We start from the raw sequence: 25815 nt of genomic DNA on the forward strand, positions 1-25815 counted from the left end.
CAGAATTATTTTTCCCTAATTTCTTCTACTATAAAGTTACTGTAAAAAAAAGCTTTATCTTGTTGATACAGTCTTTGGGCAATATCATCGAGAGGTTTTAATAAAAAATGCGTATTTTGATTGCTACAACGCTTTGTCAGGAGGTTCCAATAAGCTAAACGACCGCCACTTTTACCGACACGTACCAATTGTTTTAATAGCTTGTAGTAATTTTCGACAGACATATATTCAAAAATATTACTTAAATTAAATTTATCAAAATAATTATCATCAATAGTTTCTATAAAATCTTCAATGGCGATGCAATACCATTCTAAGCGATCAAGATTATCGCGAATTTTATCAAAGTTTTCCAGCCTAAAAGCGCAGGGTAATGCTTTCAGATGTTGTCCTGTAGCAATCCATTGTAAATAAGGATTTTCGCTAGGATTTAAAATTGTCATAGCGTAGCGAGTTCGCTGTAAAAGATGCTTGGCGATACTATTATCTTGAACATAATCAAAAAAACTGGGGTCGCGTCCTAAACGTCCTAGTAAAAACCGAGAAAAAAATAGCTTAAAACATAATCGCCATCGCCAATTATTCCACTCCTCTTCATAAAAAGCCAGACGCTGGGACGGGGCTTTATTTACAAGAGCATCACTAATTTTTTGGCGATTATGAATTAACGGCAAAACTCTATCACTAAATAAAGCTAAATAGCGCTCAAATTTACCAGCCCTCCCGATACCTTGAGCAATAATTGCTGGGCGCGAGTCCCAAAATTGCTTTGTATTTGGCGATAACTGACTACAGCAACGATGATATAATTGAATGCGATCTCGACCATCAGCAACGATGGAACCAATTAACATTAGCAGTTCGGTGTGGTTTAATTCTCGGTATGCTGCAACCTTCAACTCCAAACAAGCAATTTGTGCAGGATTTAAATCCACTGCAATCACTTTTTTGGGGTTACGGCTTAACATTGCTAAGGTATTATCTCCAGCCGAAGCTATAGAGAGACAAACATCACTTGATTGAATGTCGAGAGCTTCTATTAAGATGTCCGTATCTTCCCAACATTGGGCATAACGAATATCAGAAAAATCTGCTTTAGCTGTAATTTCACTTGGCATTATATATTGTGGGCATTAGCCATTGGTCATCGGGAATTGGGTATTTTTGTTGATTTTTTTGAACCATAAATCCTCGTAGGGGCGCAAGGCCTTGCGCCCCAAAAGCGTGGTCTATGTACCTGAAAATCCCTGTAACCGAGTAATTTTTCCTGTACTACCATCCATTTCTACCAAATCTCCATCCTTTAACCACTGAGTCACCCCAGAAATTGAAACTATGGCGGGTATACCCAATTCCCTGGCGACAATTGCTGCATGAGACAGCAAGCTACCACGTTCTACTAGCAAGCCTGCAGCGCTAGGAAATAGCAAAATCCAACCAGGGTCTGTACGTTCGGCAACAAGAATTGTACCACTGGTTAACAGGTTATTATTATCGTTAGTTAAAACTTCTTGGGGATCAAAAATTACACGTACATGACCACGCACAACACCTGGGGAGCAAGCAATTCCTTGTTTTTGTTGGCTTAATTCTTCTTGTTTTGCAGTTAAATTCTCCTGTTGAAAAGAATTACCTTGGTGAACAATACCACGAGTTGCAAAACGAGATGAGGGCGGCGTCTGTAAATAATATTCGGCAAATTCAGCTTTACGTAATGCTACTAATCCTTTTAAATTGGTGCAGGTAGTTGTACCTTCAATAAACATGAGAATTTCGTTTACTTCTAAATAGAAAATATCTGCTGGAGATATCAGTAAATCTAAAGCATAAAAACGCCGTCCCAATTCAACAAAAACCCGTCTAGCTCTACCAAAAACACGAGTTCGTTCAAACCGCAAATTTTCCCGCGATTGCACTCGTTTTCTGGCGTTGTTTAATACCCAATTGAATATTAATTTGCGTAGAGGATTGGCTCTTAAAGCCTGATGTGCTTTTTGTTCGGCGGCTTGACGAAAAGATATAATTGGTTTGTTTCGGTAGATGACACCCATCTGGATTAATTGCCCAATTCCACGCAACAACAGCAAAGGCTGATCGTGTAATGTCGGACTTTCTAGCTTCAATTCATCCAAACAGCGATCGCCAAATTTTTCGATATATTCCTGATACTCTAACTGAAACTGTGGTATGGTTTCCATTACTTGTAAAATAGCATCTAACGAACCTTGGCAAAGTAATTTGGCAAACTCAGGATTTTCTGAGGCTAAATTTGCCATTTTCTGCATTCTTTTGGCAGGTTCTGCACTAATAACACCTCCCTCTAAGCCAATCAAATCATTTTGAAGACTTCCTAATTCATCACCACACCATTTGGCTGTCAGACTTCGCAATAAACCATAAAAAATCATGGCAAAAAAATCATTAATTAAGGGTGCATCCCAATGAGTCAGTAATTTACCCTCAATTTGGCGATAATAAGTAGCCAACTCATCCGCACGCCAATGCTCTAAATTCAGTGATGGCAAAGACAGAGCTTGATTTATTCTGGTATAAAATTGCTGAATCCGAACTGGGAGCAAAAAATAGTTACTAATTAAACCCACAACAGTCTTGCACAAATACCAACTATCTTGTAACCGATTTTGCCAAGTTGCCGCCTGTAACTCCGCGATAATACTGTCCGGCAAAGATTCTTTTACCCCCATCATTTGCTCCATAAAGCGCCGATTCACAGTAAAACCGGGCAACAAAGCCAGAACTTTATACCAACTGAGCAGGTTATAAAAAACACGCCCGCGAATTAAGCCAATCATCCGGGCAAAGGTATCATGATGTTGGGCAATTTTAGCTGGAGGTACGCCCATAAAATGGCAAAATTGACGGTATACTTCTTCATAGGCTTTACGGGCAAAGCTAAACGTCAGGGGTTGGGTAACACCACTATAGCTTTCAGCTATATTACTATTATCCCATAAATTCAGGACACCATCTGGTTGTGCGATTTGCCCTAAAGTCGTAATGGGACGGGATTGTAGGAGGTAGAGTTGTCCATTGGCGATCGCCCACTCAATATCCTGGGGACGGTGAAAATATCTCCCAGCTTGACGCACGCAACCTGCGACTGCTTGAACTTGCCCATCATCTAGCACTGGTTGATCAACAATCTGACACTTAATAATCTTACCTGCTCGATCCACATAATAACTATCTGCGTCACTTTCCCCCGAAACCAAAGAAGCACCATTACCAGAGACAGCACTAACCACAGCTATTCCCTGGGTTCCGGTTACAGGTTCTACCCCAAAAGCCACTCCAGCCACTTGAGGATACACCATACGTTGAATCAACACTGCAGGGGGTTGGGGAATGAGGCTTAATCCCCGTTCACGACAGTACATTAACACGCGCTCAGAGAAACGCGATCGCCAAACCAGAGTAATTTTTTCGGCTACTTCCTCCAAGGATACATTCAAAAAGCTTTCTAACTGTCCTGCAAAAGAATATTGCAAACCATCCTCCTCCACAGCAGAAGAACGTACTGCTACTAGTTCGCCACTTGGAGAAAGTTCAGCTAAAGCCTGCTGTAATTCTTGTAAAATCAATGGGTGAAGTTGTATTTGTGGGAAATTTTGGTGTAACCTTTGTAATTTTAATAATAAAGCTGCTATTTCCGACTCATCTTGAATACTTTTCCAGCCAGAGAGTTGTTCTGTTGTGAGACTAAATTCCCACGCTGCGCTGGAGACAACAAACCCCTTGGGAATCAGAAAACCTGCTTTTTCCAACTGTCCTAAAGCTTTGGCCTTACCACCCAATAAAGACTCTGTGGCTTGATTTTCCAAACGCAGAATATAATTCATATTAAGTAGATCGGGGTGAATAAACCATACTAGCTTTGGTCGTCATTGGTTATTTGTTATTAGTCATTAGTCATTAGTCAAACAATTTTAGATTTATAGTAATTTAGGACTTACGCAACTGGCACAATAATAATTGTAGGGTGCGTGACGCAGCGATAAATATTGTACGTAGTCACAAGACTTGTGGCGTCACGCACCATTCTTTAAATGTGACACTAGCGTAAGTCCTGTAATTTTGGGGAATGTAACAACATTGGTAAGATACCCAAACTGAGGTAAACTAACAAAGTCCATAATCCAGACATCGTTTCAATTGCATTTGCTTTTCGAGTTGTAGGTTTTTTGATAAATAACCAAGCGACCCCCACAGCACAAGCAAACATTACCAGTAACAAAGCAGCAACAGGAAGCAGAAACAGCAATTGATTTGCGGCGCAAACAGCTGTAACTGCAGTTAACAGAAGTACCAAAAGCCAAGCTTTCACAGCTTTTTGATATCCCCAAACTGCGCTATAGGTATCAACGCCAAACTCTTCATCGCTAGGAACTCGAATTTTGCGACCAATTTCGATCACCATCCCATTAAAAAAGCTAGCTAATAAAAACCAGAAGCTATTTACAGGAATTATAGTCCCAGCCACCAACCAATCACAGGCAGTACTATACAGATTGATGAGTGGTAAAATCACCATATGGCTCAACATATAAATTAACGGATGAGCTTTGAGCCACTGCGCTATAAAAAACTCTTTGCTCATCAAACCCAAGTAAAGCCAAACAGCACCTAAAGGTAAAATTAACGATGGCGCCAACCAGAAACTCAAACCCAACTGAGCGATCGCACTCATAACACCCAACCAACCCAACTCTGGTAAACTAATTAAACCTCTCGGAACTGGACGGTAAGCACGGTAAAGGCTATCGTCTGCAAAATCCTTAAATTCATCGGCTATCCGCAGTTGTAAAAAGAATAAAAACACACACGTAAAGGCCACAAAAAAAGCAGCAAATAGAGGATAAAAATTTATTTTTCCACCCCGCAATAAAACAGAGTAACAAACTGCAGAGCTACTAAAAACCGCAATTAACAACCCATTTTTGATGACAGGGAAACGCTCCTGTTGATATACCCACCATTTTTTAATATTACGTTTCAAATTTGATTTAAAATCAACCACAGAATCAAGTTTCTTCTCTTCGAGAATTGGCGAGGTTTTGAGCTTGTTCAATTTCTTCATCTTCCCATCCCCGCGCTTTTAACCTGCTATAAATTTGCGTATCACTCCAACCTTGTCTTTGACATTTTTTGATGTAATCAACTAAAGATAATAGTTCGGTATTATTAATTGGTAGATTTATTGGCGTTTGATCAGCATCAGCAGTTGCTATTCTAAAAGCTCTTCTCATCCGTTCTTCTCCAAACAACAAACTGCAAATTTCAAATACAGTCCAACCAACAACCCAGCAAAGGGGAATCCATATCAGTAGACTAATTCCCAAAGTACAAACAATGGAAGCAGATACAATCATCCCAGCATTTTCAATTCCACCAGAAATTACTGCTATGGATATAAATACAATTAACGCACCCAAACAAATCAGTGCTGGATTTCGGAAAAAAAACATCATAAACTGTTATCCAATAGATTTTCCCAATACCGAATAAAAGCAATAATTAACGCCATATAACAAGGAATCGCAAAAGCTATTTCCACAGGCACATTTAAACCAGGAATTAACACACCTAGATAAAACTTTTGAGCGCTAGCACTATATACCCTAAAACCATTAACAATCAACCAAGACTCAAGCGGAACTGCGAGAATAGTTGTAATACTTAAAGCCACTAAAAATCGGTAACCCATCGGAAAATAGCTAAAAAACTTCCCAACTAAAATAGCCGTCACAGCAATAATTGCAATCCACATTCCAGTAATCAAAAAACTAATATCGTGGAATATATACGACCACTGAGGAAGTTTTTGATTCTGTACCATCGGCTCAACCATCACTTCCAACAAAAAGACGCCAAGAAAAGTAATTATAAAATCCCGCAGCCATTTTATCCGCTTTAAAGGTACTAATGGCACATCCTCAATGACAAAAGTCCAATATTTATAAAAGCTAATAATTAAACCTGTAAATACTGGTGTGTAGTACAGAAGTTCTATCGGAACTCCCCAAATAAACACACCAGATATAGCCTTTTGTACCTCAGGAGAATAACTGCGTATACCGATATTTACCACCAACATTTCTAACCAAATAATGGTGAAGGTTAATATCACTAAGTACAAAAAAAATCGCTTCCACTCTTTAACGGTTGGTAATAACCTATCTACCAACAAAACAACCATCATTATCAAAGAAGTCCAACCAATTGTCAGCACCCAACTCACATCATGATATAGATAAGCCCACTGACCCATCTTATGATTATTCCACATAGGAGCCGTAAATAACTCAAATATCAACACTCCCACAGCCATAATGGCAAACCTGAGCCAAATTCTATCTTTAATTTTAGATAGAAACAATAAAGACCCAGCAAACACTGCAACAACAAACAACTCAAATATTACAATCGGTACAGTTGGAGTTTTATCAAAGCTACAATTAGCAAAAATTGGACTAAAAACGAGAGATGAAATCATAAGATAATTGAGGATTTTAGGGATTTTATATTTAAACCTAGTCCATGTTGAAACCTGGAGTTTTGAATTACAGCAGATTGCAGGTAAATGAGGTACAGATATTACAATGATTTTCAGGTAAATAGACCACGCTTTTGGGGCGCAAGGCCTTGGTAGGGGCGCAAGGCCTTTGTAGGGGCGCAAGGCCTTGCGCCCCTACAAGGATCTGTGGTTCAAAGAAATAAAAATTGCTGTATGTATTGTATCATTGCGACCGAGGAGGGAAATAAGAGGTTTTTTATTTACCACCAGATACCACTTCTTTTTGGCGAAATTCAGAATCTTTAATTTTGCATCCTCCCCATTTAGCCTGACAAAATTCTGGTAAAGTTGTGAGCCTATCCCAAATTTTCCAAAGAGGTTCTTCAAGAATATTACCAAACTTAGCATGATTGAAATCACAAGACATAATGTCACCATAGGGAGAAGTGTAAAAATAACTAGTACCGCAAGAACAACCCACACTTTTGTAGCTAGAAAAATAAGCAAAGAAAACCACTCCCGGATAACTAGGATTTTGGTTGTATTTTCTGGCTGAATGAATCATCTCTTCTACCCAGTGGTGATTATCGACTAAATCCTCACGTTGTTTATATCTTCCTGTTGGTAATGCATCAAAAACTAAAACCTCATGAATTCCAATTTCTTTAGCTAATTCGACAATTTTATCTAACTCTCCTTCCGCATAAGATTCTGGGGTCATTGTGGTAGAAATTCCGCAAGAAAAACCTAATTTTTTGGCTTTTTTTATTCCTTTAATTGCCTGATCAAATAAACCTTGTTTTGAGCGAAAGCTGTCGTGTTTATCTCGATTAGCTGAATCAATACTGATATAAATACTATCTAAACCAGCTTTTTTAAGCTCTATCGCTCGTTCAGCTAAATTCCAACCATTAGTAAATAAAATAGTTGTGGCGAAATCTTTATTTACAGAACTAATTATTTCCGGTAAATCTTCTCTTAATAAAGGTTCACCACCTACAAAATTAATCACCGATACACCCAAATCCTGGGAATCTTGAATCAACTTTTGAGCCTGTTCTAATGTCAAACAATGTCTACCTTTCTCCTCCACCGCCGTAAAGAAACTGCAATGCTCGCAAGTAGCATTACAAATATCATTGACGGCAAAGCTCATCATATTTGGTAAATTTTTGTTTTGAATACTTCGATATAAAATACGAGAAATAAAGTTAGCTGCTGGCTTACTAAATAAAGCTGGCGTAGATAATGAATAAACCGGATAACCGTTGCGAAAATGTATGATTTTGTTATGATTCAAATAAATTCGATAAAGTATATTCACAAAATCTGCACTATAGTCAAGAGCGCTAGTAGCTAAAAACCACTTTAGACGCAAGTTTGCTAGCAGGGAATTCATAATTTATCTATTATTTTGTGTATTTTAATAGTTGCTTACAGAAGTATTTTTTTATTAGATATAGGACTAATATTTGATTTTTGAAATATACGTAGGTAGGGCTATGCCTTACAAAACCTGGATGTGCTTGGCATTGCCTAGCCTACAGATACTGAGATTTTTTCAGAAATCAAATATGATTACTATATAAAACACATAGTTAGAATACAGTTTAAAACTCTTGGATAGGTGTAAATTTAATTATTATTTTATTTTTTGGCTAATTGCAATTTATAGAATCTTCCCGTAAATAAGACCACGCTTTTGGGGCGCAAGGCCTTGCGCCCCTACAAGTATCTGTGGTTATGGGATGAAAATTCCTCTCAAAACGATAAGTACAAACTTAGATTGTCAGGTTACTTGTTATACATATTCATGACACTGGCTCGGCGATCGCATTTTTGAGGATGGTATGATTACCATGTGATCACAAGCAGAGGCTAGCACTTGGCGCATGACCCCAAGTTTTTGGGGAATGGTGAAAACTGCTTTGTAAGTTATTAGACTGAAGATAAGTTGCCCTGCTCTTAAGAACAGTCCCATAAATACAATGACTCAACCAACGGCTAGAATTTGTATCCTCGGTGGAGGCTTTGGCGGTCTCTACACAGCGTTGCGCTTAAGCAAGTTACCTTGGGAATCTACACAAAAACCGGAAATTGTTTTGGTAGATCAAAGCGATCGCTTTCTATTTTCTCCCTTACTGTACGAATTACTGACTGGTGAACTGCAAACCTGGGAAATTGCGCCTCCCTTTGCAGAACTTTTACAAGGCACAGGTGTGCGTTTTTATCAAGCAGTTGTGTCTGGAATTGACACAGACCAGGGACGGGTACAATTACAGGATGGGAACCAAATTCCTTACGATCGCTTAGTGTTGGCCTTGGGTGGCGAAACACCGCTGGATTTAGTTCCCGGTGCGACATCTTATGCTTACCCGTTCCGCACCATCGCTGATGTCTATCGTCTAGAAGAACGCCTGCGAATTTTAGAAGAATCCGAAGCTGATAAAATTCGGGTAGCAATTGTTGGCGCTGGTTACAGTGGTGTGGAATTAGCCTGTAAACTGGCAGATAGACTAGGAGAAAGAGGACGCCTGCGATTAATTGAACTCGGCGACCAAATTTTACGAAATTCCCCAGATTTTAACCGTGAATCAGCGAAAAAAGCAATCGAAGCACGGGGAGTATTCATTGATTTAGAAACCAAGGTAGAATCAATTGGGGCTGATAGCATCTCCCTAGAGTACAAAAATCAGGTAGACAAGATTCCTGTAGACTTGGTAATTTGGACAGTGGGGACAAAAGTAAGTCCTGTAGTGCAAGCGCTCCCTTTCAAACAAAACCAGCGTGGTCAAATTAGCACTACACCAACCCTGCAAGTTCTTGACCATCCAGAAATCTTTGCCCTAGGAGATTTAGCCGACACTCAAGATGCAGAAGGTAAACAAATTCCTGCTACCGCCCAAGCTGCTTTTCAACAAGCCGATTATACCGCCTGGAATATCTGGGCTTCTTTAACTAATCGCCCCTTACTTCCCTTCCGCTACCAACAGTTAGGGGAAATGATGACATTAGGCATAGACAACGCTACCCTGACAGGCTTAGGTATCAAACTAGACGGAACATTAGCTTATGTTGCCCGTCGTCTTGCCTATTTGTACCGACTACCAACCTTAGACCATCAGCTCAGAGTTGGTTTTAATTGGCTAGTCCGTCCTATCATAGATACGATTTCTCGATAGTAGACTGAAGCTTTCATCAGCGTAAATGTAAAACCCAAGATTGAGAATTATAACAGTTTAATGGAACGACCGAAAGTTATTTTTTTAGATGCTGTAGGCACACTCTTCGGCGTCAAAGGAAGTGTGGGCGAAATTTATAGTCAAATAGCGCAGGAATTTGGTGTTGAAGTTTCAGCCGAGACATTGAATCAAGCATTCATCAAAAGCTTCAAAGCAGCACCACCACCGATATTTGCAGATGCAGAATTGGAAGATCTTCCCCAGCGTGAGTTTGATTGGTGGCGGATCATCGCCCTTAACACCTTTGAAAGCGCTGGTGTTCTCAAGCAATTTTCTGATTTTTCCGCTTTTTTTAGCGAACTCTATATACATTTTGGCACCGGCGAAGCGTGGTTTGTCTATCCCGATGTCCTCGCGGCCTTGGTAAACTGGCGACGCATGGGAATTGAACTGGGGGTGCTGTCTAATTTCGACTCCCGAATCTATTCAGTATTACAAGATTTGGGATTGAAAGACTTTTTCGCCTCCATTACCATTGCGACCCAAGTACGTGCTGCTAAACCCGATCCGCAAATTTTTGCCATAGCCTTAGAAAAACATAATTGTTCACCTGATGCAGCATGGCATATCGGCGATAGCATTACAGAAGATTATCACGCCGCCAAGGCAGCTGGCTTGCGTGGTATTTGGATTAATCGCCATCAGCAGTAAACAATTCTACTCTGGGGGCACATTAATCATCGTAGGGTGCGTGACGCTTTGATAAATATTGTACGCAGCTTATTTGACTTGTGGCGTCACGCACCATTCTTTAAATGTGACACGTAAGTAAGTCCTGTCTGGTTCAAATCAATGAAAATTGCTGTAAATTTTCAAAACTTCTACCTCTTCCCCTGCAGAAATTAAAGTTGTCCCCACTCTTAACACAGCTAAAGCATTAGTTTGAGCCAAATTAATCAAATTACCCGAACTGTGACTACCACCAGCTTGGTGAAATTCGTAAACTCCATCAATTAACTGTAAGCGACCCCAAACATAAGTTTCACGCTTACCATCTGATCGCAACTCGTCATGCGATCGCACTTTCACAAATTTTACTTCCCAACCTGCACTGATTCCCGCAAGTTTCTTAATCGCAGGTTGGACAAATCGCCAAAAAGTTACCAACACAGCCGCAGGGTTTCCTGGTAAACCAAAATATAGTGAGGAGTGAGGAGTGAGGAGTGAAGCCACAGTCAACGGTTTACCTGGTCGCATCGCCACAGATTGAATGTGGATTTTTGCGCCTAATGACTCTAAAATCTTGTCTACATAGTCATAATCTCCCACCGAAACCCCACCGGAAGAAATCACTATATCAGCATTAATAATAGCTTGGGCTATAGTTTCTTGCAGGGTAATTGGCTCATCTTTAACAATACCTAAAATTACAGGTTCTGCCCCACTTTGCCTGACCAAAGCTGCTAAGGCATACTGATTAGAATCCACAATTTGTCCTGGTTGTAACGGTTTATCAGGTGTTACTAATTCATCGCCTGTGGAAAAAATTGCCACTTTGGGACGGCGGTAAACACTGACTTCAGCACATTGTGCAGCAGCTAATATAGCAATTTCTGGTGCATTTAAAATAATTCCGGCTGGTAGTAATTGTGTCCCGGCTTGGTAATAAGATGCTTTGCGTCTGACAAATTCTTGGGGTTTTGCTGCTGCGAGAATGAAAACGCGGTTTGCTTCCCGGCGGGTTTTCTCCTGCATAATTACAGTATCCGCACCCTGGGGAATCACCGCACCCGTGAAAATCCGCGCCGCTTGTCCCGGTTGAATGGTAGATTTCGGTTGATAGCCGGCGGGAATTTCTTCGACAATTTCCAAAATTTTAGGTACCTCTTCGCTACAGTTTTGCACATCTTCAAAACGTACTGCATAGCCATCCATTGCGGAATTATCCCAATGGGGAAAGTCCAATTTACTGATGACATGTGTGGCGAGAATGCGTCCTGCTGCTGCTAATAAATCTACAACTTCTGTATCCTCTAGAGGTTGCACCAAATTTAAAATAATTGCTTCTGTATCTCTCACTGATAACATGGCTAGTGCCTCTGATTAGATAATTGTAATGATTATTTAAATATCTATCATTTTGATACCTATTTGTCTTGACAACTATAGATTAGTGCTGTCATGTGCAAAATCTCTTCCAATATTAACTTAAGCTACTTCTCTTGGATTAATAAGCAAAAACTAGTATTATATAATACTAGCTACTTAGCATAATTATCTCTGTATTAATTAATACATAGTTCGGACTGAGGAGAGATGAACAGATGAGTGACAGGAAGGAACAGCAAAAAAAACGGACTTCATATAGACAACAAATAGTATCTTTTTTCAGAAGACCTATAACTCGCGTATTAGTTGCATTCATTGGTGCATTTCTTACAATGGGTATAATCTATGGTCTTGAACTAGGGATCTTCCGTACTTAGCGTGCTGAATTTATTAAATAATCAGCTTGAAACCCTTGCAGAGCTAAGATAATAGTCATTATTTTCTGTATTTTATATCATATTGCTAAAAATTAAATTATGAACGCCTGTAAGCCTTACTTTTAAAGCAAATTTATAGACTTTAATTAATAATTAAGCACGCTAAGTACGCAAGAACCACATTTATTCACTCCTTACTCATAAAATAAATTTTTTGCAGCAGAAAATTCACTGATGCACAACAAATATTTCAGGTGATTAAATACACTTCCAGGATAATTTGTGGAGAAAGTTTGTCCCCTGGAATACAAGTGATTAAGTAATTTTGATTGCTAAGACTGATCCATTAAGATTGGGGTAGAACAAACACTCAAAACTAACTTCTAACCTCCATGTGATAAATACTTATTTTTTATGACTATCGAAAAAGTCCGCCAAAAATACTATCCCAAGGCTGAGATTGGACGCCGAGGTATGGCCTTAGCGCTGGATTTCCTTGGTGTTTGGTTAATTAGTTCGCTTTTAGGTAGTGGCGATCTGGGGATTCAATTGATTCAAATTCTGATATTTCTCATCGCCTGGCTAGTTTTGCGGGTGCTAGTAGTGTATAACAATCAAGGACAGAGTTTAGGACGATGGGCTTTTGATTTAAAGGTGCTGGAGGTGGAAGATGGGGAAATCATGGGGAGAATTCCCAGGTTACAAGCCTTGGTGACACGGGAGGCGATAATTGGTGGGGGTGCGCTTTTGGTCTCAATTGCTTTGAGGAACATAATCGCCAATCCCACTGCTATACTTCTAACACTGCCCTTGGCAATTGACTGTGGAGCAGCTTTGTGTCAGGAACCCCACGCCTAAAGGCGGGGGCTTGAAAAAGCCTTAACCTGACCAGACTAAGTTCTTAACTGAACTACGTTAGAGGCAAGAGTTAAAGACCTACCAGGGAATGCGTAGCTAGTTCCCTGCTCTAGAACCGAACGATTAAACAGGCTTAAAGGGGTTAAACTAGTGTCGTTTGGATAGTTACCGACCTCTAACATTGTCGAAGCTAACTTTACTGGAGTAGCAAGGCGATTCCCGGCATATAGGGAAATGGATAAGTACTACTCCTCTGCTTATCCAGCCCCGAAAGGGGGACAGCGAATAAATTCGCCTGCGCCTTACCCCCATGCATGAATGCAGGGGTTTCCACGGCGCGTTCGCGCAGAGCGTCACGAAGTGAAGATTTTGATGATAACCAGTTGCGTCAGGCTTTGCATGACCGCTATTTTGGAACTATCATAGTTTCGTCGCGTCGTGGTTACTCGCTCGATATAAAAATCAAGCGACTACTTGAAACTGTGCGGCAAAATGTGAGAAGATAGTCATTTGTGTTAATTCTCTTCAGGCTTTACAGTTTGTTAAGACTATGGCTAAAAGCAAAGGTGTCCGCATAATAGTGACACTAGAATGTACCGAGTGTCGCACTAACGCTAACAAGCGCTCTCCTGGTGTTAATCGGTATACATCAACCAAAAATCGGCGGAACACGACTAATAGGTTAGAACTCAAAAAGTTCTGTCCTCATTGCAACACACATACAGTTCACAAGGAAATCAAGTAAAAATGAGTTATTTTCGTCGGCGGTTGTCTCCGATTAAGCCAGGAGAACCAATAGATTATAAAGATGTTGATTTGTTGCGTAAGTTTATCACCGAGCGGGGTAAGATACTACCACGCCGGATCACTGGGCTGACATCTCAGCAACAGCGAGATTTGACATTAGCGATTAAGCGATCGCGGATTGTGGCTTTATTGCCATTTATCAATGCCGAAGGCTAAAAAGAATGAGTTTTGAGTGATGAGTTATGAGTTGAACTTTAAACTCCTAACTCCTAACTCTTAACTAAAAACTATTTAATTAAACTGTTCACTAAATAATTGCGAGGATTGTGGAGAAGGGGACGCTGGTTGAATTTAGGGTTCAAGGCGATCGCCGTCTGGGAGTGGTAGATCGCCCAGATGGAAAAACCCGTTGGTTTGTGGTAGATGAACGCGATCAATCCCACAGCCTCGCGCCTAGACAAATTACCTATACTGTTAACGGACAAACCTATAAGTCTTCTGAAATAGCCCGGTTTCTAGATTTGGTCAAGCCATATTTAGATCCATCGAGCTTGGAAGTGGCCTGGGAATTACTGGTTGAAGATGGGGAAACCATCACCCCATCCCAAATGGCGAATCTGCTATTTTCCGAATCAGACCCACCCCATTGTTACGCCGCCTATTGTTTGTTGTCAGATGATAAACTCTATTTCAAGCAAAAAGCCGACGCTTACGAACCGCGTACTGCGGCTCAAGTAGCAGAACGCAAACACCAGTTAGAAGTAGAGGCGCAAAAAGCCAAGGGACAGCAGGAATTTTTGGCTCGCGTCGAACAGGCGCTCAAGGGTGAAGGTGTAGAATGGCAACGGCAAGATCGCCAGCGATTAGAAGGACTGGAAAAATACGCAGCCCTACTGGCAGATATCGTGCGGATGGGGGTAAATTCCGACACTTTAGCTCGCTCCTGTCCTCCCCCAGCCCCAGTACTGGAAACCATGACCATCCTGGGGCGCACTGCTACCCCCCAAGGAGCCTTACAACTGTTAGTAGACTTGGGTTGGTGGGGTCCGCATGAAAACTTATTCCTGCGGCGTTCGTCAATTCCGGTTCAGTTTCCTAGTAAGGTATTAGAAGTGGCGCAACAGCGTTTGGATTCCCCCCCATCTAGCCCCGATACAGACCGCCTGGATCTGACGCACCTGAAGGTGTACACAATTGATGATGAAAGTACCACCGAAATCGATGATGGTATAAGTTGGGAATTACTCCCAGAAACACGGGAACGGGTGTGGGTGCATATAGCTGATCCCACCCGGTTATTAGTACCGGAAGATGACCTAGACCTAGAAGCGAGAAAGCGCGGTAGTACGGTTTATTTACCGACGGGAATGATACCCATGTTCCCGGAAGTATTGGCAACAGGACCCATGAGCCTATTACAGGGCAAAGTTTGTTACGCCCTCAGCTTTGGGATTATTTTAGATCAAACTGGGGCAGTAGAAGAGTACAGCATTCATCCCAGTTTAATTAAACCGACTTATCGCCTCACCTACGAAGATGTAGATGAGATGCTGGAATTAGTCCCAGAAGCTGAACCGGAAATTGAAGCGATCGCCAATTGGGCACACAAGCGCAAAGCTTGGCGCTACACCCAAGGCGCCATCAGCATCAATATGCCAGAAGCGATGATCAAAGTCAAAGGTGAGGAAATCAGCATTGATATTTTAGATGATTCCCGCTCCCGCCAACTCGTAGCCGAAATGATGATTCTGGCCGGGGAAGTAGCAGCGCGTTACGGTCAAACACATAACATTCCCCTTCCTTTCCGTGGTCAACCACAGCCAGAATTACCCCCAGACGAGGAATTACTCCAGCTACCAGCTGGATTCGTCCGCGCTTGCGCTATGCGTCGTTGTATGCCAAAAAGTGAAATGAGCATCACCCCTGTGCGTCATGCAGGTTTGGGTTTAAATACCTACACCCAGGCGACATCTCCCATCCGGCGTTACAGCGACTTGCTCACCCACTTTCAATTAAAAGCCCATTTGCGCGGCGAAGTTCTACCTTTTTCTGCAGAACAACTCAAAGAAGTGATGATGACCGTCACCAGTACCACCCAAGAACTGACAATGGTAGAACGGCAAACTAATAGATATTATGCACTAGAATATTTGCGCCGTCATCCAGAGAAAATTTGGGACGCCACAGTCTTAATGTGGCTACGCGAAGATAGCAACTTAGCACTAATTCTCTTAGAAGATTTGGGTTTACAATTACCAATGTCTTTTAAACGAACTGTCAATTTAGGTGAACATTTATTAGTGAAAGTGGGATTTTCCGACCCGCAAAAGGATATGATTCAATTTCAGGAAATAATTTACCAAGAAGCCCAATCAGCAGTGTCTTGAATTTAGCTCACGCAAAGGCGCATTCGCGAACGTAGAGAAGAAGGAAAGTTATAGGGTTCTTGCGTCCGTTTTATGGAAATTGCGGATTGATTATGATAAAACCCCTGTCCTGTAAGGTTTACAAAGAATTATGCTGAAGTTTTAAAGGAAATGCTCACATGATTTGGGTTTCAACTATTTTGAAGCAAAGGTTCCATAAAAGTGGCGAAAGAACCAGTTATATCATGTCCGGTTATATGACCGTAATAAAATATTCTGTAGAGACGTTACATGTAACGTCTCTACATTGCGGGTATTATGGGTAAGCTCCCGGACATGATATTATAGGTAATCTCAGACCGGTTCGGGAGTAACTCCTAACTCCTCACTCATTACTCATTACTCATTACTCCTCACTCATTACTCCTCACCCATTACTCATTACTCATTACTCATTACTCATTACTCCTCACTCATTACTCCTCACCCATTACTCATTACTCATTACTCATTACTCATTACTCCTCACTAGAGACATTGTTTTTGTTGTGATTTAATTTTTGCTTGAATTGTAGGCGGTAAACCAGGTATTACCTTAGCATAAAGACCTGCAAATTCTCGCATATAATGGGCTGTGACTGTAGGACTTTCAATTATTAAAAGTGTTTCATCGTTCCCATTATTGGCTGCTGCTGACCAATTATGAGAACCTGTAATTACTGTGTGATTATCAATTACAGCAAATTTGTGATGCAATAAATCACCTTTGGGTAGGTTTGGTACACCTACGGTGGTAATAGGATTTTTCCAAGGATGATTATCGACCTCATATTTACATTTATTACTCAGTGCAAATCCCATCATATCTAAAGCTTCGCTATAGGGACGATAGGCGAATTGCGGTTCAATTAAAGCGCGAATTTGTACATTTTGTTGATGGCTAGTTTCTAAAATATTAGCCAGACGTTGCTCAGAAAATACAAACAACGCCATATCTATAGATTTGCTTGCTGATGCTAAAGTTTTACCAATTAAACCATTACTGCTGTCACTCCAAGGTAGAGTTGGGGAACTAGGCGAAAACTGGACAGTAATTTTAGTTTCACCCAAAGTAATTGTTTTGGGTAAACGCTGCGGTTTTTTCACACCAAATAAACTATCTGGCTTACCTGCTGGTCCATCACCCCACATGATGTTAAACTCTTGTGTGAATAAAGCCGCTAATTCTGGGCTATTAATCTGCAATAAATTGTTGGCATTACCTAAACTGCGAGAATTTGTAAAATCGCCATAGGTATCGCTCAAAGTAAAATTAGCAGAAGTTATAATCACAAGGCGATTGTCTACAATCACAAATTTATGATGCATCAAACTGCTGCCTTGTGAGCCATCTGCTGTATCATCTAACCAGGGAATTTGAGCATTTTGGAGCATGGCTAACCCATCCCTTTGATTAATTTCCTCAAGGTTGAGTTGATTATCTTGATTTACGTCTACAAATTGGCGAAATTCGTTATAGCGTTCCCGTTCCCTTTTCGCTAACTTACTTACTTCTGGGGTTGTCCAATTACTCAAGGGGCGACTATAGTTATTTTCTAAGATTACTCTGACCTTAATCCCAGCTTTTTGTCTATCTATCAGTGCTTGAGCAATTTTCGGTAAGCGCAATTCTTGCACAGCCACATCTACGGTAGATTTAGCTTGGGAAATAGCATCGACAATCTGTTTTTCTAAATCATCCCCAAGTCGCGTTTTTTGGCGGTAAATTTCTTTGTATTCTGAAGACTCGGAATGGTTAAAGTAAGCTTGAACTAAAGGATCTTGCGGTAGGGGTGCGGGACGCAGATTATAAGACTCGACTCGTTGACAAGCAACGGTGGTAAATATCAGTAAAAAGATATAAGAAAAAGACCTTTGCCTAGTAAAAAGTTGCACAGTAATCTGCTAAAAGTAGATTGGGGGTGTACAGATTTATAATTCCCAAAATACCCAGTGCAAAACTTGCTTGTGTTCCCACTATTATCGATTATATGCAAATATATCTAGATTACAGTGCTACTACTCCCCCTCGCCCAGAAGCGATCGCCGCTATGCAAGCAGTCCTGACTCAACAGTGGGGCAATCCTTCTAGTTTACATGCCTGGGGAGAACGGGCAGCTACAATTGTGGAACAAGCCAGAATCCAAGTTGCAGGATTAATTAACGCCCCGGTTCCCGAATCGATTATCTTTACTTCTGGTGGTACTGAGGCAGATAATCTGGCAATTATGGGTGTTGCCCGATTATACCATGTGCCTCAACATATTATTATTTCAAGTGTTGAGCATTCGGCAATTTCTGAACCAGTGCAATTGTTACAAACATGGGGCTGGGATGTAACTTATCTGGCTGTGGATGCTAAGGGTGTAGTCAACCCTCAAGATTTAAAAGCCGCATTGCGTCATAACACCGTTTTGGTGTCTGTGATTTATGGTCAAAGTGAAGTCGGGACAGTACAACCAATTGCCGAACTCAGTAATATTGCTAGGGCACACGGTGCTTTATTCCATACAGATGCAGTGCAAGCGGTGGGACGCTTACCCATTGATGTGCAAAAATTACCTGTAGATTTATTGAGTTTATCCAGTCATAAATTATATGGTCCTCAAGGGGCTGGGGCGTTGTATGTGCGTCCTGGTGTGGAGTTATTACCCCTGCTGGGTGGGGGAGGACAAGAAAGAGGATTGCGTTCTGGGACTCAAGCTACACCCGCGATCGCCGGTTTTGGAGTCGCAGCAGAACTAGCAGTCCAAGAATTAGCGACGGAAACACCCCGGTTAATTCAGTTACGCGATCGCCTGTTTACCCAATTATCTGATATTCCCGGTTTGATTCCCACAGGCGATCGCTATCACCGCTTACCCCACCATGTCAGTTTCTGTCTAGAATACGCCGATGGGGAAAAACTCAGCGGTAAAACCTTGGTGCGACAATTAAACCTCGCTGGCATTGCCATCAGCGCCGGTTCTGCCTGTCACAGTGGTAAACTTAGTCCTAGTCCTATACTTTTAGCGATGGGCTATTCCCAAAAAGCGGCTTTGGGCGGGATTCGCATGACACTGGGGCGCGATACCACCCAATCTGATGTGGATTGGACGGCTATGGTATTAAAGCAGGTTTTACGGCGACTGACATCTTTAGTTGTTCGTTTATGGTGACGTACTCCACACACTCCCTTTCAGGTGAGTGTGGGCTTCTCAGCGACTCTTCTATGAAGACATTGACTGAGCTTTAAGACCGTGCGCCCCACGGTTCTTTGGTTAAGCCAAACAATTAGCTTTTATTTTAATAGGCTGCTTTTCAGCATTTAATTGGATTACACCTACTGGTTAAAATTATATCAAATATTTTGAAAAAAAAAACAAGAAAGTGTTCATTCCTCACCGACCAACATTGCTGATTTCGCTATGCTCAATTTCGCTCGTTGGTCAATTCGTCACTCACGCGCCATTCATCCCACGCTCATTCGAGTGAGCGTGGGGCTTCTGTCGGGAAAGCTAAAATAAATGAACCACAGATTTTTGGCATTTGACGCAGCCAATGCTGAAACAATGGAAGTAGAAACGACAGCACGATATAGATTATGTCTGAACTTCCGAAAAGTCTTGAAGATGCGATCGCCCAATCTCAAACAGCTACCCAAGCAGCCATTGCAGACGGTTTAAAACGCATACAGGTTGAGTTCCTGTTCCCAGAACTCAAAATTATGCCAGTAGCAGAGCAATTTTTGCCCCTGTTTGCAGAATATGATTCCCGTTTGAAAGTCTTCTTTGCTGATGCTGGTGGCGCCGCTCTCGCCCGTCGCGATTGGGCAGAGGCACCATTTACAATTTTGGATATCGGTACGGGTAGGGCTGCTTCCATAGCCTCCAAAATTCAGCCAGAGGATGGAATTTTTCTGTTTATTACTCCTACTTCCGTAGAAGTACCCCAATTAGAAAAGATCTGTCAAACAATTGGCGATCGCCCTATGGTTCTATTAAATCCCCGTTTAGAAGATTCCGGGATTGTAGGTATTGGTTACGCAGCTAGGCAAACCCGCCAGCGTTTCATTAGCACCATTGAACCATGCTACTACTTACGCCCCGTCGATGATCAAACTGCCGTCTTTCGCTGCTACCCTGGACTGTGGGAAGTTTGGGTAGAAGCCAACGGTGAGTATCAAAAAATTGCCGAATTACCTAAAAGACCATCTGGTGATGAACTAGATTTAATTCTGATGAAAGGACAACCGCAAACCGCAACAGGCGCCGCACCGGCGAAAAAGCCCAGTGTGTTCAAGAGTTTGCAACGTTTCTTAAAGGCGTTGAGTAGTTAGGAGTTGGGGATTGGGGATTGGGGATTGGGGATTGGGGATTGGGAGTAATCTCAAGCGTCTCAACTATTTACAGCCAACAAGCGAGAAGTTGTCAGACGAGCCATCCACTTTTCTAAATAGAGTTGGTTAGCTTTTTGCTCAGATGGGTCTTCACTATCCAAAGAATAAGGCATCAGTCCCAAAATTGCTGCAGTCGTCACACAAAACATGGATTTTTGGAAACTCATGCAAATTTGTACTCGCAAATCATCTTCTCCCCTGGGACTGCGACGATAAATATCATGTAAATATTCTGGGAGATAATGGCGCATATCTTGCATCAGCAAGGTAGGAGGTATACCCGCACCACCAATGGGTAAAGGATCTGCATATAATGCACCATACTGAAATCGAGCTTGATCCGGTGGGATTTCGTATGCTTGGGCGTTGTATGTAACTGTACCTGCGAAAGGGGTTCCCCGAAAGAAAACTGCTTCTACATAAGGTAAACCCGTATCTGCAAGGAAAGTCAAACCGATATTTTTGGGAATAATTTCATACACTTTACCGTTAATTTTTACATCGTAGGTAATTGGCTTTAATGCATTAGCTACCAACGCCGATTTAATATGGTCTACAACTTGGGGAATGGATTTAATTTCGCCATTGTCATAACGGTCAGATAAACTGAGGAACATATCCGCCATCACCCGCCAAAATTGACCCAAACCACTGTAGTAAACAGAAACTCGTAACTGTTCAATTAAGAAGTCGGGGAACAGTTGATTTATTCCCAAAAATAGAGGATTATTTTTTAACTTTGCGGCAATTACCGCTTGCGCTCTTACTTCAAATTCCTTGGTATCCAAATATGTATCAAGTCCCCCGCCACCGTGCCACATCATTGCTTTCATACAATATTCGGCATATTCAAAATTGATTCTATCATGCCACCAGTGACGCAGTAACTTTGTCCAAGAAAATTCACCATTAAAGTATTTAAAGAACGGAAAAAATACTAAAAATTGGTTTTCAGCAATATAGTTTAGATTGTTCGAGTAGGCATCAATAACTACGCCATAGCTTTTGAGAATGCCAACTACTTCCAGGACGTTTTCTGGACTATCAGCCAGCAGTGCTTCACCTGTTTGCAGGCGTTTGATATACTCAGCTAAGGGATTATTATTAGGCTTGTTTTTAATAGTTACCATGATTATTTCTCCTGAACAGTAAAAATATTTTTAGTCATTTGTCATTTGTTATTTGTCATTTGTCATTTGTCATTTGTCATTTGTCATTTGTCATTTGTCATTTGTCATTTGTCATTACTCCTTACTCCTTACTCCTTACTCCTTACTCCTTACTCATTACTCATTACTCATTACTCATTACTCATTACTCATTACTCATTACTCATTACTCCTTACTCCTTACTCATTTGTCATTTGTCCTCCAATCCCCAATCCCCAACTGTTAATTTTTACTTTTTACCTTATTCAAAGACACCGTTGCTAATACATTTTGTGTACTCACCATTGATGTAATTGTTGGTTCAGTCCAGCGAGATAACCAAGCAGGTTGGATACCAAAAATGATAATTAGCACAGCTAAAATGAAAGATGGAATGCGATCGCTCCAATATAAACGCGGTAAATTCATCACTTGTTCAGATAAGCGACCAAAAAATGCACGGTTGACCAGAATCAAGAAGTAAACAGCAGTTAATCCTGTACCAATCATACAGAGCAAGGTCTGCACGGGAAAAACTGGGAAACTACCCCGAAAAATGACAAATTCTGAAATAAACCCGACCATTCCAGGGATACCAGCACTAGCCATAACTCCCAACACCATCAATGTGCCAATTACAGGCATACCTCGTTCTGGGTTGAGCAGTCCTCTGATAACATCTAAATTGCGGCTACCTGCTTTTTTATACACAACTCCCACCAGCAAGAACAGTAAGGCGGAAATCAAGCCGTGGCTAACCATTTGCATCACAGTGCCCAACACGCTTAAAGGTGTAGCAGCGGCTGCAGCTAAAAGCACATATCCCATGTGTCCAATAGAGCTGTATGCTACCATTTTCTTCATATCTTTTTGGGCGATCGCACAGGATGCACCATACAGCACACTCACCACCGCCCAACTCGCTAACCAGGGAGCGATATAACTCCAAGCGTCTGGTAACAAATTCATTCCAAACCGCAATAAGCCGTAGGTTCCCAATTTCAACAGCACCCCAGCCAACAGCACAGAAATTGGTGTCGAAGCTTCGACGTGAGCATCGGGTAACCAAGTATGAAAGGGAACCAAAGGAATTTTAATGCCAAAACCGATTAAAATTCCTCCTAATAGCAATAGTTGTGTTGCTAAAGGTAGAGATTTAGCATTTAAAGTTGCTAGGGCAAAAGTAGAAGAACCACTCAGCCACACCATACCAAGGAAACTTGCCAAAATCAAAATTCCCGAAACAGCAGTATAAATCAGGAATTTTGTAGCAGCATAACCCCGCTTTTCACCACCCCAAATTGCAATCAACAGATACAGGGGAATCAGTTCAAGCTCGTAAAACAGGAAAAATAATAGTAAATCCTGTGCCAGAAAAGCTCCAGTCACCCCAGCACTGAGCAGCAATATCAAAGAGTAATAAAATCTAGGACGTTGTAGCGATGTATCACTACTGTAAATCGCAATACAAGTTAGCAATCCTTGCAAAAGCAGCAAAGGCAAAGACAAACCATCTATTCCCAGGCTATAGCTTAAACCTAAAGCATCTACCCAGGGAAGGAATTCTGTAAACTGTTGATTAACTTCCCCTGGATTAAATTGAGCAGCTAAGACAATAGTCAGCAAGAAAGTGATACCAGCAGATGTCAAAGCCAACCCACGGGAGACTTTATCACTCATCCCAGGGGGGAAAAAACCGATTAAAGCGGCACCGAACAACGGCACTAAAATTAACGCACTCAGCATAAAATGGGGATGTGAGGGGATGGGGAGTAGTGACAAATAACAAATTCTAAAAAGGTAATTTATCTAGTAGCCCTAATGACCAGCTAATGAAAAAACCCAGTACGCTGATGACGACTAGGATTGTCAACATATAGCCCTGAGATTGCCCTGAAATACTGTACTTTAATGTTTGTCCACTAAAAATTGCGGCAAACCCAACCAAGTTTACTAGACCATCAATCAAATAGCGATCGCTCCAAGCTGAAACTTTCGACAGCAAGGCTACGGCACTTACTACTGTGACTCGATAAACGCGATCAATGTAAAAATCATAACCTAATAAGTCCTGCACAAATCGCCATGCCAGAATTCTCGATCTTGACCAGGCTTTGTGTAGATACATTGTGGTACCGATACATACCCCAAGTACTGTAGAAAACAGCAAGGTTAATAACACATACCAATCAAGACTTTCCCAATCGGGTAGTAAGTACCATTGCTGTAGCATCAGGGGTAATAGTAGGGTGACAATGGTCAGAGATACCATAGGAAATGCCATTTGCCAACCGACTTCTGGGGCGCGGCGGGTTTTCTGTTGCGGTGTACCCCAAAATATATATCGGAATATCCGTGTTAAATTTAATGCGGTCAAACCGTTGACTAATACCAGGACTGCGATTACCCAAGGGGTAATGTGTACTAAGCCGTCAGCCCAGGCTAGCATTGCCCAAAAGCTTCCCAGTGGTAGCAGTGTCACCATTCCCGCAGAACCAACGATAAAGGCGGTGGTAGTTGCTGGCATTCTTGACCATAAACCCCCCATTTCGGTTAAATTTTGGGTGTGGGTAGTGTAAATGATTGAACCAGAACTCATGAATAATAGTGCTTTGGCGATCGCATGGGTTAACAACAACATTAAGGCTACACCCCCTTGCTCTAACCCCATTGCCAAAAAGACCAACCCCATGTATGCACTGGTGGAATGAGATAATGCCCGTTTAATGTCAATTTGTGCTAAAGACACTAAAGAGGCACCAATTGCTGTCAGTGTTCCCATGATTACTAAGGCATTCAAAGTAACTGGGGACAGCACTAATAATGGCTGTAGTTTATACAACACATAAGCACCACCAGCTACCACCAGTGAGTTCCTCATGATCGAGGCGGGGTTAGGGCCTTCCATCGCCTCATCTAGCCACAAATGCAGGGGAAATTGGGCACATTTACCCGCAGGCCCGGCGATCAACGCCAAACCCAGTAACGCTGATCTGACTGGATCTAAGTTAGCTGTTTGCGCCCACTCTGATAAATCTGAAAAGTTCAAACTCCCTGTCCAGGTGGAAAGGGTGACAACAGCCATCAGCAGTAACAAGTCTCCCACCCGCTTTGTCCAAAACGCATCCCGCGCTGCTGTGACTACTAGTGGTTGTGCATACCAAAATCCCACTAGTAAATATGTGGATAGCGTTAAAACTTCCAAAAGAGCATAACTGAGAAACAAGGAATCACTGATGGCTAAACCACTCAACGCTGCTTCAAAAAATCCGATCAGCCCAAAAAAACGTGCCAACGCCCAGTCTTTTTCCATGTAACCTAGGGCGTAAATTTGTGCCAGAAAGCTTAATCCGCTAATTAAAACCGTTGCGCCAATACTGACTGGTGAAATTTCTAAGGCAAACGATAAATCTAAATCTGCGACTTTGAACCAGGTAATCAGTAAAGTTTCTTGTTCTCTGTCCCAAATATCTTTAAACACAAACAGGCTATGGGCAAAAGCCAAAATTGTCGTCAGTATGTTGAAATAGGCCGCTGGTCTTGGCCCTGTTCTGCGAATAATTCCGATTGCCCACGGTATAGTTAAAATAGCACCTATTAAACCATAAAAAGGCACCAACCAACTTGTTGTGTAGAGAAGATGATTCATTTAAATTTCCTGAGACGACTGAGGATGGAATACCTTTTTTTAAATCAGCTTTAATAAAATGTATTTTTTATAATTTAGCTTGAATTTACACCCTTAAAAAAATTGTTATAACAAAATAAAAATATTTAGTTATCCCACTATCCTCTACTTATAGCATTGGAATTCCTACTTCTACATCGTTAGTTTATATCGAATATTAGAAAAACTTATACACTTTTCCTGCTGTGCTTATATAGACAGCACAAAACAGAGAAAGACAGTTAGGGGAAACCCTTGAGCCTCCTGTTGTTTCTCCTCGTTACAGAATTGTAGAGTTTGTTAACCCAGGTTTAACAAATGTAATTAAAAAATTATAAAACCCAATTGGCTGCTCTAGCAATCCGTAAAATTCCATTAGCCAGAGGGCACTATTAATTTTTGTTAAGT

At 41.4% G+C, this 25815-nt stretch carries 19 protein-coding genes and 1 pseudogene; 9 read left to right on the top strand and 11 right to left on the bottom strand.

Annotated features, from left to right (window positions below; translation table 11 throughout):
• Positions 1-5: 5 nt before the first annotated feature.
• The 6 genes from HEQ19_24570 to HEQ19_24595 all read right to left on the bottom strand — a co-directional run bounded on the left by HEQ19_24570 (position 6) and on the right by HEQ19_24595 (position 7934).
• A complete protein-coding gene (locus tag HEQ19_24570) occupies positions 6-1118 on the bottom strand; it encodes a DUF3419 family protein (GenBank protein WYM02193.1) in 1113 nt (370 codons plus the stop codon).
• Between the two features lie 111 nt (positions 1119-1229).
• Positions 1230-3860 carry a PEP/pyruvate-binding domain-containing protein gene (locus HEQ19_24575; GenBank protein ID WYM02194.1) on the bottom strand — a complete coding sequence of 877 codons (2631 nt, stop codon included), beginning with the start codon at positions 3858-3860 and terminating at the stop codon, positions 1230-1232.
• A gap of 215 nt (positions 3861-4075) precedes the next feature.
• Complete coding sequence (locus tag HEQ19_24580) at positions 4076-5098, bottom strand: UbiA family prenyltransferase (GenBank protein ID WYM02195.1); 1023 nt, start codon at positions 5096-5098, stop codon at positions 4076-4078.
• Positions 5043-5489, bottom strand: a complete 447-nt coding sequence (locus HEQ19_24585) for a hypothetical protein (protein WYM02196.1) — start codon at positions 5487-5489, stop codon at positions 5043-5045. Before HEQ19_24585 ends, HEQ19_24580 begins: the two co-directional genes overlap by 56 nt.
• The gene (locus HEQ19_24590; protein ID WYM02197.1) at positions 5486-6514 is read right to left on the bottom strand and encodes a hypothetical protein; all 1029 of its coding nucleotides are present in this window, start codon (positions 6512-6514) and stop codon (positions 5486-5488) included. The genes HEQ19_24585 and HEQ19_24590 overlap by 4 nt, the downstream gene beginning before the upstream one ends.
• Before the next feature lie 277 nt (positions 6515-6791).
• On the bottom strand, positions 6792-7934 hold the full coding sequence (locus tag HEQ19_24595; GenBank protein WYM02198.1) for a radical SAM protein: 1143 nt from the start codon (positions 7932-7934) through the stop codon (positions 6792-6794).
• A 589-nt stretch (positions 7935-8523) separates the two neighbouring features.
• On the opposite strand from HEQ19_24595, the gene HEQ19_24600 reads away from it, so the two are divergent.
• Both HEQ19_24600 and HEQ19_24605 read left to right on the top strand, forming a co-directional pair.
• Positions 8524-9717 carry an NAD(P)/FAD-dependent oxidoreductase gene (locus HEQ19_24600; GenBank protein ID WYM02199.1) on the top strand — a complete coding sequence of 398 codons (1194 nt, stop codon included), beginning with the start codon at positions 8524-8526 and terminating at the stop codon, positions 9715-9717.
• Between the two features lie 60 nt (positions 9718-9777).
• Complete coding sequence (locus tag HEQ19_24605) at positions 9778-10428, top strand: HAD family hydrolase (protein ID WYM02200.1); 651 nt, start codon at positions 9778-9780, stop codon at positions 10426-10428.
• Between the two features lie 138 nt (positions 10429-10566).
• Here HEQ19_24605 and glp read toward each other — a convergent pair whose 3' ends face one another.
• Entirely contained in the window at positions 10567-11805 is a 1239-nt protein-coding gene (gene glp / locus HEQ19_24610) for a gephyrin-like molybdotransferase Glp (protein WYM02201.1), read from the bottom strand.
• Positions 11806-12617: 812 nt separating this feature from the next.
• On the opposite strand from glp, the pseudogene HEQ19_24615 reads away from it, so the two are divergent.
• The 4 genes and pseudogenes from HEQ19_24615 to HEQ19_24630 all read left to right on the top strand — a co-directional run bounded on the left by HEQ19_24615 (position 12618) and on the right by HEQ19_24630 (position 16195).
• Positions 12618-13037, top strand: a pseudogene (locus HEQ19_24615) (RDD family protein).
• Between the two features lie 574 nt (positions 13038-13611).
• Positions 13612-13806 (top strand): 50S ribosomal protein L33, encoded by a 195-nt coding sequence (gene rpmG, locus HEQ19_24620; GenBank protein ID WYM02203.1) that lies wholly within the window; start codon positions 13612-13614, stop codon positions 13804-13806.
• A 2-nt stretch (positions 13807-13808) separates the two neighbouring features.
• Positions 13809-14024, top strand: coding sequence for a 30S ribosomal protein S18 (gene rpsR, locus HEQ19_24625; GenBank protein WYM02204.1), 216 nt, complete (start codon positions 13809-13811; stop codon positions 14022-14024).
• Positions 14025-14134: 110 nt separating this feature from the next.
• The gene (locus HEQ19_24630; GenBank protein ID WYM02205.1) at positions 14135-16195 is read left to right on the top strand and encodes a ribonuclease R family protein; all 2061 of its coding nucleotides are present in this window, start codon (positions 14135-14137) and stop codon (positions 16193-16195) included.
• Between the two features lie 507 nt (positions 16196-16702).
• Here HEQ19_24630 and HEQ19_24635 read toward each other — a convergent pair.
• Complete coding sequence (locus tag HEQ19_24635; GenBank protein WYM02206.1) at positions 16703-18109, bottom strand: phospholipase D-like domain-containing protein; 1407 nt, start codon at positions 18107-18109, stop codon at positions 16703-16705.
• Between the two features lie 95 nt (positions 18110-18204).
• On the opposite strand from HEQ19_24635, the gene HEQ19_24640 reads away from it, so the two are divergent.
• Both HEQ19_24640 and HEQ19_24645 read left to right on the top strand, forming a co-directional pair.
• On the top strand, positions 18205-19371 hold the full coding sequence (locus HEQ19_24640; protein WYM03590.1) for a cysteine desulfurase family protein: 1167 nt from the start codon (positions 18205-18207) through the stop codon (positions 19369-19371).
• Positions 19372-19796: 425 nt separating this feature from the next.
• A complete protein-coding gene (locus HEQ19_24645; GenBank protein WYM02207.1) occupies positions 19797-20531 on the top strand; it encodes a DUF1995 family protein in 735 nt (244 codons plus the stop codon).
• A gap of 59 nt (positions 20532-20590) precedes the next feature.
• Here HEQ19_24645 and HEQ19_24650 read toward each other — a convergent pair whose 3' ends face one another.
• Complete coding sequence (locus HEQ19_24650) at positions 20591-21721, bottom strand: CO2 hydration protein (protein WYM02208.1); 1131 nt, start codon at positions 21719-21721, stop codon at positions 20591-20593.
• A 38-nt stretch (positions 21722-21759) separates the two neighbouring features.
• Here HEQ19_24650 and HEQ19_24655 point away from each other — a divergent pair, with 38 nt between their 5' ends.
• Positions 21760-21987: a hypothetical protein gene (locus HEQ19_24655; GenBank protein WYM02209.1), complete on the top strand. Its 228-nt coding sequence runs from the start codon at positions 21760-21762 to the stop codon at positions 21985-21987.
• Here the strand turns inward: HEQ19_24655 and HEQ19_24660 are convergent.
• Both HEQ19_24660 and HEQ19_24665 read right to left on the bottom strand, forming a co-directional pair.
• Entirely contained in the window at positions 21984-23486 is a 1503-nt protein-coding gene (locus HEQ19_24660) for an NADH-quinone oxidoreductase subunit M (GenBank protein ID WYM02210.1), read from the bottom strand. The genes HEQ19_24655 and HEQ19_24660 overlap by 4 nt on opposite strands.
• Positions 23487-23532: 46 nt before the next feature.
• On the bottom strand, positions 23533-25389 hold the full coding sequence (locus HEQ19_24665; protein WYM02211.1) for an NAD(P)H-quinone oxidoreductase subunit F: 1857 nt from the start codon (positions 25387-25389) through the stop codon (positions 23533-23535).
• Between the last annotated feature and the right edge of the window lie 426 nt (positions 25390-25815).

It is taken from the genome of Gloeotrichia echinulata CP02 (assembly GCA_038087035.1).
GTDB lineage: Bacteria > Cyanobacteriota > Cyanobacteriia > Cyanobacteriales > Nostocaceae > Gloeotrichia > Gloeotrichia echinulata.